Annotated in this window: 11 protein-coding genes; 7 read left to right on the forward strand and 4 right to left on the reverse strand. The window is 52.5% G+C overall.

The genetic code is table 11. The features are described 5' to 3' along the window. Positions 1-21 precede the first annotated feature (21 nt). Both D3P09_RS18260 and D3P09_RS18265 read right to left on the reverse strand, forming a co-directional pair. Positions 22-495 carry a GNAT family N-acetyltransferase gene (locus D3P09_RS18260; RefSeq protein WP_120112839.1) on the reverse strand — a complete coding sequence of 158 codons (474 nt, stop codon included), beginning with the start codon at positions 493-495 and terminating at the stop codon, positions 22-24. A 76-nt stretch (positions 496-571) separates the two neighbouring features. Further along, positions 572-883: a YbjQ family protein gene (locus tag D3P09_RS18265; protein WP_120112840.1), complete on the reverse strand. Its 312-nt coding sequence runs from the start codon at positions 881-883 to the stop codon at positions 572-574. Positions 884-1,200: 317 nt separating this feature from the next. On the opposite strand from D3P09_RS18265, the gene D3P09_RS18270 reads away from it, so the two are divergent. From D3P09_RS18270 to D3P09_RS18300, 7 genes are all read left to right on the forward strand, one after another. After that, positions 1,201-1,773: a DUF6022 family protein gene (locus D3P09_RS18270; RefSeq protein WP_120112841.1), complete on the forward strand. Its 573-nt coding sequence runs from the start codon at positions 1,201-1,203 to the stop codon at positions 1,771-1,773. Positions 1,774-1,831: 58 nt separating this feature from the next. Next, positions 1,832-4,519, forward strand: a complete 2,688-nt coding sequence (locus tag D3P09_RS18275; protein ID WP_341538299.1) for a winged helix-turn-helix domain-containing protein — start codon at positions 1,832-1,834, stop codon at positions 4,517-4,519. A 117-nt stretch (positions 4,520-4,636) separates the two neighbouring features. Further along, positions 4,637-5,548, forward strand: coding sequence for an NAD(P)-dependent alcohol dehydrogenase (locus tag D3P09_RS18280; RefSeq protein WP_120112842.1), 912 nt, complete (start codon positions 4,637-4,639; stop codon positions 5,546-5,548). 307 nt (positions 5,549-5,855) lie between these two features. Further along, entirely contained in the window at positions 5,856-6,503 is a 648-nt protein-coding gene (locus D3P09_RS18285; RefSeq protein ID WP_120112843.1) for a FusB/FusC family EF-G-binding protein, read from the forward strand. Between the two features lie 336 nt (positions 6,504-6,839). Next, on the forward strand, positions 6,840-7,658 hold the full coding sequence (locus D3P09_RS18290; protein ID WP_120112844.1) for a hypothetical protein: 819 nt from the start codon (positions 6,840-6,842) through the stop codon (positions 7,656-7,658). A gap of 193 nt (positions 7,659-7,851) precedes the next feature. Next, positions 7,852-8,670: a hypothetical protein gene (locus tag D3P09_RS18295; protein ID WP_120112845.1), complete on the forward strand. Its 819-nt coding sequence runs from the start codon at positions 7,852-7,854 to the stop codon at positions 8,668-8,670. A 293-nt stretch (positions 8,671-8,963) separates the two neighbouring features. Continuing rightward, the gene (locus D3P09_RS18300) at positions 8,964-11,024 is read left to right on the forward strand and encodes a S8 family serine peptidase (RefSeq protein ID WP_207892515.1); all 2,061 of its coding nucleotides are present in this window, start codon (positions 8,964-8,966) and stop codon (positions 11,022-11,024) included. Between the two features lie 356 nt (positions 11,025-11,380). Here the strand turns inward: D3P09_RS18300 and D3P09_RS18305 are convergent, their stop codons facing one another. Then, positions 11,381-12,310 (reverse strand): hypothetical protein, encoded by a 930-nt coding sequence (locus D3P09_RS18305; RefSeq protein WP_133305025.1) that lies wholly within the window; start codon positions 12,308-12,310, stop codon positions 11,381-11,383. After that, entirely contained in the window at positions 12,307-12,459 is a 153-nt protein-coding gene (locus D3P09_RS27750) for a hypothetical protein (protein WP_165867494.1), read from the reverse strand. Before D3P09_RS27750 ends, D3P09_RS18305 begins: the two co-directional genes overlap by 4 nt. Between the last annotated feature and the right edge of the window lie 37 nt (positions 12,460-12,496).

Raw genomic sequence — 12,496 nt, forward strand, 5'->3', positions numbered from 1 at the left:
AGATCGAACGGCTTTCTTGCATTATACGCAAGATCCATCATAGATGTATGAAATAAATCCGTCTTCATCAGGCTCAGCCTTGTCAGCAGTAAATTGCAAGGCGCGGAAGCAAGCTATGCTCGCCTGATTATCCGCCTCGATGCCAGCCTCCCACCGCTGCAGATGACTTAAGCCGGGATGATTCATCGCTTCCTTCAGCAGCCGCTTGCCGAATCCGCGGTTGCGGAGGGCCGGATTGACCATCATAGCAATGTACCCAGCTTCTTCCTCAGTCTCTACGATGATCATACCGATCGGCTGCTCCTGCGCATATCCGATCCAAGCGAAGATACGGCCTTGTGACGAGTCATAATAACCGAACCATTGGGAGAGCGGCTGCAAGCCGTCCATCCTCAGACGGGTATCATGATCGTTCAGCCAATGCTCCAGAAGGGGCAAGTCGCTTTGCCGAACAGCCCTAAGCATTAGTCCAGCTTTATTCCAATCCGAGGTCATGATTATTCTCCCCTCCAAATTCAATCGATCTGCTTTGTTGCAGAATAACTAGAGGGGACCTGGCGCGGGCAGGGCGTTATACGCTGACAGCCGTACCGCTGACGGCTACCATCAGCATGCCGTCGCGAATGACCTCATAATCGATATCGACACCGATGACAGCGTTGGCTCCCATACGCGAAGCCTTCTGGCACATTTCTGCGAATGCCGCGTCTCTCGCTTCCTGAAGCTTGCTCTCATAAGCTCCGGAGCGACCCCCGACGATATCCGTGATAGATGCCATAAAGTCTCTGAATACATTGGCGCCCATAATGACTTCGCCGGTCACGATACCGACATATTGTCTTATTGGCATGCCCTCAATTGTAGATGTTGTGGTCAAGATCATAAGTGATTCCTCCTGGAATTCAAGTCTAGTGCTAAGCGTTATTACGAGGGACCGGCAAGGCGGTTCCAAATTTGCGAGCCATATTTTTGGCGCTATTGATTAGCATGTGCAAATCTTGGCCGGACGAATCGAATCTGCCGCTTAAGCATCTTTCAGGGCCATATTCGGCTTCAATAAAAACCTTAAAGTACTTGACGCTTCATGCGGGTAAAATGGGTGTTTTCATTCGTTAAAGAAACAGAAACATTATCGTTTGCATCAATGAAGTACACTGGAGTAGAAGTATTAAAATTCCAATAAAAAGGATGGATGGATGAATGAACCAAAACGATACTCGCCTTGGCAGCATGCTGGAAGAGGGCGCGGGGAACGCCCTTTACCAGATTTACAAGATTGGACATTTCATTGATACGCATATTCAATCGAACTGGCAGGGCGTCTTGAGCAACCATGCCGATAAGCTTAAGCGCGCATACGAGGAAGCGGGCGATATGGCGTATGGCACGTACTTGAATCTGCTGCTGAATCCTGTTCTTAAAGAGATGAAGGAACTTGGGCTGCGAGCAGAGCCGCGACTGCCTGGCGACTTCGATATTTCGCGTGAATGGGGAAACGAGGACGAAACGGACCAGCAGCGCTGGATGTGGAGCGCGATCTACGGTAAGGACGGCGAGCCGCTTGGAACCATTGTTATTCAGGTGTATCACGATCATACGCAGTTCCGCTTACCGCGCAAGCCGGGTGTTCTCGCATTGACGATGACTGCAAAGGAAGAGGTGGCGGAGGCATTGAGCGCGCTCTCCGAATCTTTTGCGCAAGCACTGGAATTTACGGAGGAATATAAGCTTTATCTGGCGAGCCTGAATGACGAGCAATCCGGCAAGAACTAGCGTTATGTCCGCTTGTATCCCGCCTTTTGGGAGCTGATCTGGCAGCAGCGGCTTTTGGTTGACTGACGGGAGCAACGATTATTATACTGGCTACATGAAGATGCCTATACTGACCACGAAATTATATATACCGCCGCCTCGTTCCGGTTATGTCTTACGCTCCCGCCTGACAGGAATGCTTCATGAGGGCCTTAATCGGAAGCTGTCTCTTATCTTGGCTCCAGCGGGCTATGGCAAGACGACGCTGGCCAGCGAGTGGCTGGCCGGCAGTCCTGCTCCGTCCGCTTGGTTATCCCTGGATGAAGGAGATAATGATGTCGCACGCTTTCTCTCCTATCTGATCGCCGCACTTCGCAAGCTGGCGCCAGAGCTCGGGGAAAGCGTGCTTGGCGTGCTTCAAACCCCGCAGACGCCTCCCGTCGAGTGGATAATGGCGCATATTCTCAACGAGCTTGACGGGATGCTCACTGAGCGCTGCGTGATTGTGCTGGACGATTACCACGTCATTGATTCCCCGGACGTGATCGGGGCTGTTGGCTTGCTGCTGGAGCGGCTGCCGAGTCAGCTTCATCTTGTTATGACGACACGTACGGAGCCGAAGCTTCCATTGTCCCGACTGCGCGCCAGAGATCAGCTGACAGAGGTGAGGACGGCGGATTTGCGCTTCCGATCTGATGAAGCAGCGGAATTCATAAACAGAGCTATGGAGCTGCAGCTGGACGGTAAAGAGCTGGAGCTGCTTGGAGCCCGCACAGAAGGCTGGATTGCAGGGCTGCAGTTAGCTGCCTTGTTAATTAAGGGACAGCCTAATGCCCTTCAAGCGCTGGATGCATTCGGCGGCAATCATCCCTATGTGCTGGATTATTTGGCCGAAGAGGCGCTGAATGGGCAAGATCCAGGAGTGAGATCATTCCTGCTTCGCACCGCTATTCTTGATCGGATGAGCGGATCGTTATGCGATTCGTTGCTTGACTGGGAGCGAGAATCGTCCCTTAGCGGCTCTGGTCAGGCAATGCTGGAGCAGCTTGAGCGAATCAATCTGTTCATCGTACCTCTGGATGCGGAGAGGCGCTGGTTCCGTTATCATCATTTGTTCGGGGAGGTGCTTAGGCAGCGGCTTCTGGCGGAAGAGGGCAAGCACGCTGCCGCTGAACTGCATATTCGCGCAAGCCGATGGTATGAGGAGAACGGCTGCGAGCTGGAAGCCTTCCAGCATGCAGCCAAAGCCGGGGACGTGGATCGGACGGCATGCTTGGCCGAGGCAGGCGGCATGCCCTTATTGTTCCGCGGAGCGGTTGCACCCGTGCTGGCATGGCTGGGCTCGCTGCCTGACCGGGAGCTCCATGCGCGTCCTTCGTTAGAGGTCATGTATGCGTCGGCGCTATTGATGAAAGGCGATTTGATGAAAGCTGTGCTGCATCTGGAGAGTGCGGAGAAAGCATTGCAGGCCATGCCGCAAGACGTGCGGACTTCGGATATAATCGGCCATGCCGCTTCGATCCGGGCTACGCTTGCTGTCAGCCGGCATGATGCGGAGACGATTTTGTCCCAGGCCCGGCGGACGCTGGCGCACTTGCATCCCCGCAACCAGGCGGTACGCACAGCAACGGTATGGACGCTAGGCTACGCGTATCAGCTGCAAGGGGACCGCGCTGCCGCGGAGGAAGCCTATTCGGAGGCATTGGCAGTCAGCCAGACAATCGGTCACGGAATGATTGCCCTGATGTCCATGCTTGGACTTGGCTTGGTACGCCAGTCGGACAATCAGTTGCGTGCTGCAGGGGACTGGTATCGGCGCGTGCTGGAGTTAGCTGGCGATCCGCCGCTTCCTGTCGCTTGCGAGGCTCATCTTGGTTTGGGCGCCATCTATTATGAGCGGAATGATATGGCGGCTGCGGAACAGCATGCGGCAGAGGCGGCGCGGCTTGCCCCGTTGCTTCAGCATACGGATCGGATTGTCGCTTGCAAGCTGCTCCAAGCTAAGGTGAAGCTTGCCAATAATGAGGCAAAGGAAGCAGCGGCACTTTGGACCGAGGCTGAAGGGCTTGCCAAGAACTATCGCTTCACGCACCAGAAGAAGGGGCTGGCAGCTATGCGTACCGCTCTGCTGCTCAGCAAGCAACAGCATGATCAAGCTGCCGGGCTGCTAAAGCATGATGAACCTACGATCAGCTTGGCGAAGGTGTTTCTGGCAAATAGTGATGCCTCGGCTGCGCTTAGCATGTTAGTTGACCTTCGTCATGATGCAGAAGAGAACGGCCGATCAGATGAGCTGCTCCAACTAAAAGCAATCCAAGCGATTGCGCTGCATATGCAAGGCAATAAGGACGAAGCGGTCAGTCTTTTGCTTGAGGTACTGACTGAAGCGGAGGGCGAAGGTTTTGTCCGGTTGTTTCTCGATGAGGGACCGCCAATGGAGGAGCTTCTTCTGGAAACGGCGAAACGACGACAATTACCGGATTATATCGGAACACTATTGGCGTATTTCCGCCAGTCGGCGGAGTGTGCGCATAATTCTCAAGTACGGCGGGCTGCAGGCAAGCAGCTTCTAATTGAACCGCTGAGCAGCAGGGAGCTGGAGGTTCTTCGGCTGATTGCCGAAGGATTATCGAATACCGAAATCGCGTCGAGGCTGTTTCTGGCACTCAGTACGGTAAAGGGGCATAACCGCATTATTTTTGACAAGCTGCAGGTGAGCAGAAGAACGGAGGCCGTCGCACGCGCTCGCGAGCTGGGGCTGCTGTAATTTTGGGTTCGGCAAAGGTTTGTACGCTTCTCTCTCAGAACCATACTAAAGTATCTATAGCGCCTCCTATCGGGGCGCTATACTTATGGGCAAAAGGGTCATGAGGAGGAAGTGCAGATGAAAGCAATCGTATGTCCAAAGTACGGCGCGCCTGATGTGCTGCAGATTAGAGAGGTAGATATGCCGCTGCCCAAGCCTGACGAAATCCGGGTAAAAGTGCATGCGACAACGGTAACGACGGGGGACTGCAGAGTCCGAGCCTTTAATAGCCCGCTCTCCTTCTGGATTCCGATGCGCTTGTTCCTGGGCATCCGGAGGCCTAGACAGCCGATTCTCGGCGTAGAGCTGGCGGGTGAAGTGGAGTCGGCAGGCCGGAATGTGCGCGAATTCAAGAAGGGTGACCGGGTATTTGCGCTAACCGGCATGCGTTTCGGCGCTTATGCCGAATATGCGTGCCTTCCCGAAAAAAGTCTGGTCGCGCACATGCCTGACCATGTTTCTTTTGAGGACGCGGCCGCTGTTGCTTTCGGTGGAACCACTGCGTTGCATTTTTACAGAAAAGGGAATGTTCATCGCGGGCAAAAGGTTCTCATTTATGGCGCATCGGGCGCGGTGGGTACATCCGCGATTCAGCTTGCGAAGCATTTTGGTGCGGAAGTGACTGCGGTGTGCAGCGCGGCTAATGCTGGACTCGTCAGATCGCTGGGCGCCGACCATGTGATCGACTATACGAAAGAAAACTTTTGGGAGCGGGAAGAGCGGTATGACATCGTATTTGATGCAGTCGGAAAAAGCACAAAATCCGCTTGTACCAGAGCGCTTGCGCCAGGCGGCCGTTATTTGACGGTAGACGGACAGGGCGTAGCGGCGGAACGCCGCGAGGACATGTATCTGCTGAAGGAGCTAATGGAGAACGGTTCGCTTAAGGCCGTCATTGACCGGCGTTATCGCATGGAGCAGATTGTGGAGGCGCATTGCTATGTCGAGAGCGGACGCAAGAAGGGCAATGTTGTTGTCGCCATTCCGTAAAGCTTGCGCCGCGCGCCGCTTCCTGTCCGGGTTGGCGGTTTGTGTGAAAATATAGGTATAACCGTTCAGTAGATAGCCATACCATTCCTCATCCAGTATAATATAAGGATGTTAATGGGAGGTGGCACATATGGCAAAACAATTTGCCGGGACTCGAATCGGCTCATGCAAAGCCAATAATTAGAGGCGATACTTTGCATGGGCGTACCTTATCCGGTCGCCTGAAATAATAATTTATCGTTTCTAATTTAGAGGGCTTTGCGCTTATTTTTGTAATTATCCACCAAAAAATAAGGAGCTGGAAGCCTTGAATACCTTTATTAGAAACCATCAGTACAATTTGATTAAGAAACAAGCCGGAATGGTGCAGCATGCCTACACATCCGTGTCCGACCGGAGAGTAGCGGAGTCGGTTAGACTCGGAGCATGCGCTGCGATTGCAGAAGCGTTCCCCGATGCGACGAAGGAGCAGCTGGATCTGCTGGGCAGGCTGGCGGATTTGGGGACAACAGAGGAAATCGACAAATATTTGTTGTCGCTTGAGCCTTATTTGGAGCTATTCCCTCTGCTTACGCCCAAGGAAGTGTCGCGATTGTTCCCGAAGGTGAAGAAGCTGAAGTCGCCGGATTTGGCGGCGGTCGACCGTCGCTTCCTTACCTATGCGGGCTGGACGGATATCGGAACGGGGCGGATGTTCCTCGTCTATGATCTGGATGGCAAGCCCGCCGGACTCGAAGGCAGATTTACGCCAGCGAAGAAGGGAGTATGCTTCCTCTGCAATCGGCACCAGGAAGTCGCGTTGTTCAGCGCCGTCTCCAAAGTGAAGCCGGCGAACGCGTCACCGGATTACTATAAAGCATTCGGCCAATATATTTGTTCCGACAGCGATGCGTGCAACCGCCACATTAAGGACATCACGCCGCTGGAGAAGTTTTTCCATTTGGTGCTTGGCTAACTCGCAGTTTGCGCTGATTTGCGCATTCGATAGCTTGAGCGTTCAGGTGGGAAATTCATAGTTGTACAGGAGAGCTGTCCCCATGTCTGAAGCGGCATGTGGGGACAGCTTTCTTTTTTGTGAAGCGGCGAATGCAGGTTGAGTGTACATGTCGTAATTACGTCCGCCTCCTCTCCACATTCAGGAAACATTCAGGCGGGACTAATCTTCCTTTTAGTTTCTCTTCACTTTCGCTTAAGCGGACCTGTCCATAATAGGTATTATCCCAGCTTGGCAGGAACAGGGAGCGGGACGAGAGCTGATTAAGCTCGAATATCCGTTAAGGAGGAAGATGACATGAACAGGTATGTGAAAACATTGGGTATTACGGCGGCACTGGCGGCTATGATTCCGCTTAGCGCGTATGCGGCGTCTGCGGTTCCGGGCAAATCGGGTGCGTCAACAGGAAGCGCAGTTGTGCAATCCGACTCGACAGATGCGGCGAAGGACTTCGGGAAGGCAAGAGGCGGCAAGTGGGGAGGCGGTCATGGACTCGGGGCTTCCTATGTGAATGAGGATGTGCTGGCACTGCTGAATTTGGACCGTGATGCGCTGCAGGAGAAGGTGGAAGCCGGCAGCACGCTTGAAGAAATCGCAACATCGCAAGGTGTATCGAAAGAGCAGTTGAAAACGGCTCTGACAGCTGCCTTTGAGAAGCAGCAATCCGAGATGAAGCAGCAGTTCGAATCGAATCTGGATACACTCATCAGCACAAAGCAGGATTTCAAAGGGGCGCGTCCAGGAGGGCACATGGGCCTGGAATCTGTTGCTGAAGCTCTCGGCATGACGGAAGATGCGCTCAAAAAAGCGCTGCAAGCGGATGGCGCTACCATCGCTTCTGTCGCGAAGGAGCAAGGAATTACGACCGATACTCTTATTGCTAAGATCAAAGAGGCAATTACTGCACAAATCGACCAAGCCGTCACAGACGGCAAGCTGACCGCCGAGAAAGCTGCCGAAGCTAAGGGAAGAGCGCAGGAGCAAGCGGAAGGGATCGTAAACGGGAAAGGCTTCGGGCCTAAAGGTATGGAAGGCGGCAAAGGCGGCTTCCATGGCGGCAAAGGCGAGCGGAAAGACAGCAGCGCATCCGCCGATTCGGCAGAAACCTCAGCTTAATTAATAGAAGTATAATCTTAATAGAATGTTGAACCAAAGCCGTGTCTTCTTCGGAAGACATGGTTCTTTGGCGTGTGTTGCAGGAAATCCGTGGCCAAACATTCGATCTGCAACTTATTTGGAGCTATTTCCGTTTTCTGTAATAAGAGAAACGGGAAGGGGCATCAATGTGCGGGGGAATAACGGGGGAAAGATGGCATTGATCAAATTCAGCGCATTAGCGCTAAGCTTAATGCTGGCCGCTTCATGCGGAGGAGAGCTCAGAGGGAATGAGTGCATGACTTCCACTGTCCGATGCAGCGAAGATAACGACAACGGAGGCGAAAGGATTGAGGCTGCCGCTTCAACCGCACCAGACGTGGAGCCGTATTTGGATTTTCTTCCCGATGGCAAAACGCTTGCCGAACTGCCTGAGCATGACATTGCTCTAACCGCAGTTGAGAACGGGGTGATTCTTAGAGCGGGCGAGCGGCAACAGGCTTTTGACTGGCTCTATATGACTCCGCGGGCAATCATGCCGAACATGATGCTTCGGGACTGGGATGGCGACGGCAAGAACGAGCTGGCCATTATTCTGTATATTGGATCAGGAACCGGTGTGTCCGTAAGCGATTTGCGAATCATTGAGATCGAGGAAGCCGGATTTAAAGATACTTATTTTGACCCGGATGATTATGTTCAGCAGGTCTTGAATGTTGCAGGATTTTCAGCGTTCAAAGAGAACGAAGAGCTGAAAGGAAAGCTGACACTCGGTGATTCAGCCCATATCGTTAGCTTAAAAGAGTACGATGAAAACGAAATTGGCAAGGTCATGGACAAACTTGTGATTGGTTCTATTTCAGATTTTTCGTTTGAGGCGGACCGGATCGTCGCCAGTTTCGGAGCTGGCATCGCGGTAGAAAAATTCGCGACGCCGATCTATGTTGGCAATATAGAAGCTGATGTTGCATACGAATCAGGCACATACCAGTTGGCTGATTTCCGGTTTGTGCCAAATCCGGAGCAAGAATAACAAGGAATTTTCCAAAGAAGATGGTCCGCTTGTCATGGAGACAGCGTGAGCATCTTCTTTTTATATGCAGAAAAGGACAGGCAGTTTTTGACAACTTTATGACTATTAAACGCATCGGATAACTTTTGCGATATTTTCATCTTTTTTCGACAGCCTTCACAAGAGACAGGTTGTATATTTTATTGGCGGTATATTTCCATTTTTGAGAATGATAGGATTCCGCGGAGAGGAGGGGCGGCTTTTATTTTTGGACTTGCCAGCAAACTTATAAATAGAGAGTAGGAGAGATGAAGATGTTTAACAGAAAAATATTAAGCTTGGTTTTATCCGCTATTTTATTTTTATCATTAGCAGTTGCCTTCACTCCTGTCCAAGCGGCGGACGGGCAATCGGCAAATATCGGGAAGGCGGCGCAGCAGCCGTCAGGGGAAATCGTAATCAAATTCAAGGAAGAGACGGGGCTGCCTTATCAGGACGGAGCCGAGAAGGCGCTCAAGGCATCGAGAAATGCCGCTCATGCCAATCTGCTGGCTGATCTGAACGGTTTGGAGCTTAACCGTTTGTTCTCTTCGCTTAATGCCAAGACGCAGCTGTCGAGCAACAGCCAAACCTCAGTCTTCCATCAATATTTTACCGCGGCTGTTCCGAAGGGAACGGATGTGAAGGCACTCCTGGCAAAGCTGAACAAGTCTCCGTTAGTGGAGGCGGCTTATGAAGCGCCGGCGAATATTTCGGACCCGACGTTGCCGTATGCGCCGAATTCAACGCCGGTACAGCCGGATGATGATCCGCTGTATCCGAATCAGACTTATGGACAAGCTGCGCCCCTTGGTATCGATGCGCCGTATGCCTGGCAGTTCGAAGGCGGTGACGGCAAAGGCATCTCGTACGTTGATGTCGAACAGGGCTGGGCGCTCAATCACGAGGATCTGGCGGCACACAACATCCTGGCACTGCCGGGCATTCTGATGCCGACTTCCGCTTCTCACGGCACTGCGGTGCTTGGCGTCATCTCTGCCGTCGACAATGCGATCGGGCATGTCGGGCTGGCGAATAAAGCGAAGCCGATCATCAATTCCTGGAGACGGCTCGACGGCACCAGCAATATCGCCGAGGCGATTCTTACATCCGTACCTGCGCTGAACAAGGGCGATGTAATTTTGATAGAGGTGCAATCCACGTCCAGTACGTCCAATGGGGCATATGTGCCGATGGAGGTGTTTCCTGCCGAGTTTGATGCCATTCGGTATGCTACGGATCAAGGCATCGTCGTAGTCGAAGCGGGGGCTAACGGCTCCGTCAATCTGGACACCTATCAGGATTGGAACGGCAAATATATTTTGAACAAAAACAGTGCCGACTTCAAGGATTCAGGCGCGATTCTGGTCGGCGCAGGATCGGCGGATGTCCCGCACGAACGACTGTATTTCTCCAGCTATGGCAATCGCATTGACAGCTTCGGCTTCGGGCATAGCGTGCATACCCTTAGCGCGACAGACCTTTCCTCCACTACAGGCTATACGACTTCCTTCAGCGGCACATCTTCGGCATCTCCTATCGTCACCGCTGCGGTCATTTCATTGCAAGGCATCGCAAAGGCGAAATACGGCGTAACCTTCTCGCCCCACGAGGTGCGCGAGCTTCTCAGAAACCCGGCATACAACACGGCTTCGGCGAATCCAGCGGCTGACCAGATCGGACATCTGCCGAATCTCAAAAATATAATCGACAACATGCCCGCGCCGTCGGCTTTATCGGATACGGAAGCGCCTAGCGCACCAGTCCAGCTGGCAGCGGCGAATGTTACAGCTTCCAGTGTAGACCTGACCTGGTCTTCATCTACGGACAATGTGGGCGTTACAGGCTACGACATCTATCAGGACGGAGTGAAGGTCGCGGTCACGCCTAATACGTCATATACCGTTACCGGTTTAACGGCATCAACCACGTATTCCTTTACAGTCAAAGCCAGGGATGCGGCAGGGCATGTTTCCTCCGCCAGCGCAGCGCTTGCGGTGACGACGACCGCCCCGCCTTTGCAAGGTCAAACCTTCGTGGTTACTGTTCCTGCCAATACGCCGCTTAACGCTGACATTTATATGTATGTACATGGTCTGAACAACAGCTGGTCGGTTAACGACTCTGCCTATAAATTGACGAAAAATACGAATGGGACTTATAGCATTACACTGAATGTTCCGATTGGAACTACATTCCACTTCAACTTGTCCAGAGGCACATGGGGCTCGATGGAGACCTCAAGCGGCGGAGGTTATGTGGGTCCGCGTGCCCATACCGTTACAAGCAGCACACAACTGACGCAAGTTTCAGTGGCGCGCTGGGGTGATTTGTAGGAGCTTGGTGGGCGGAGTGAGTTGAAGCGTTGAAGCCTCGACTGGCACGACTAATGGCGCGAATGAGAGAAATCTCGAAATAGCGCCGCCGCGCAACACAATATCGAAATGGACCAAAAAAATGACGGTACAGGGACCCAAGCTAGATTCAAGCTCCCTGATACCGCCATTTTTTTGTTGCCTATGGGCATAAAGCTTGGTCGGCGTACGCTGAACAAGCCATGTCTTCCCTATTCTTACCTAACAAAAATTGCTATTGAAGCTAGACTTAAGTCGAGCCTTGATTGGGACTTCGGCTAGGTTTCGATCCTATTCCATTGCGCTATGCTGTATGAATAACGGGCGGACGGGATGTCTCAAGCGTTTTGAAAATCTGGATCCCATTTAAATTTTTCTTCGTATATCCGCATAACCTCATCGTATAGCGGTCCTGACCGGGCGGACTTAGCGAATTTGTATAACCGCAGGAAGCGGTCCTTCGGAAGCAGGCGCGCATACCGGATGAGCAAATAAGGATACATCGTCATATACCGGCTTTTGCGCACGGCTGCGCCGGCGACAGCTGCCAGTACCGTTTCTCCGTTTGGCATGTTCAGAATGTACATTTCATGCTGCAGCATATAGCGGAACGTATTTTCCTTAATCAGATCCCGTCTGATCTTGGCCATCTCTCCGATGTAGGCGACCAGATCGGGGCTGAAGCTGTCCATCAGCAGAGGCTCGAGCATCAGATCCATGTCCTTGCGCAGCTGGAAGGTTTGCAGCAGCATGATCTGCTCCAGCTTCAGCTGGTCGTTATGCACCAGCGAGCCGATCTCACGCAGCATCTCATAAGTTCGCGGTTTGTCGCCTTCCTGGAATACGCGAATGGCTGCCTGGTGGTCGATGGCAAGGCCGGAAGCAAGCTCGTAGCTGTATTGCTGAAACATTTTTTGCAGTTGTATGCGTCTAAGTGCAGGGGTGAACCGTTTGGAAAGCGTCCATAATAAAGCGGCTGCCGCCGCTCCAGCAGCAATTAGCAGCACAGTCTGCAAAGCGGATGCGCTGAATAAGAGTCCAATTACGATAAGCAGCAGCAAGATCAGACCGGTGAGCCATTGGTCCCTGCGGACAATGCCAGCCGCCCTCTTCTCGACAGGCTGCAGGCCGCCTGTCTTCCCGCAGGACATGCAATCTCGCTCGCCCAGGACGGTGAAATGGCGGCAATTGCGACAAATTTTGAGCTTTTGATAGACAAAGGGCACACGGTTATAGGGCTTCAGGGTTACCGCTATTTTTTTTATCATTCGCGGTCACTCTGCCCGCGTCTCAAGGTAGATAGCACAAGCTTGCTCAGCTGCTTCTGCGATGGAGCCCTTTTGATTTGATAATAGTAGTGAAAAGCTTTTATACTTGCTAATATAGCCAATAGTCCGATCGCAACGTATGTAACCATGTAAAGCGCCTCCCGTATATGACAAAAAAAGTGATTT

The organism is Paenibacillus pinisoli (assembly GCF_003605435.1).
Taxonomy (GTDB): Bacteria; Bacillota; Bacilli; order Paenibacillales; family Paenibacillaceae; genus Pristimantibacillus; species Pristimantibacillus pinisoli.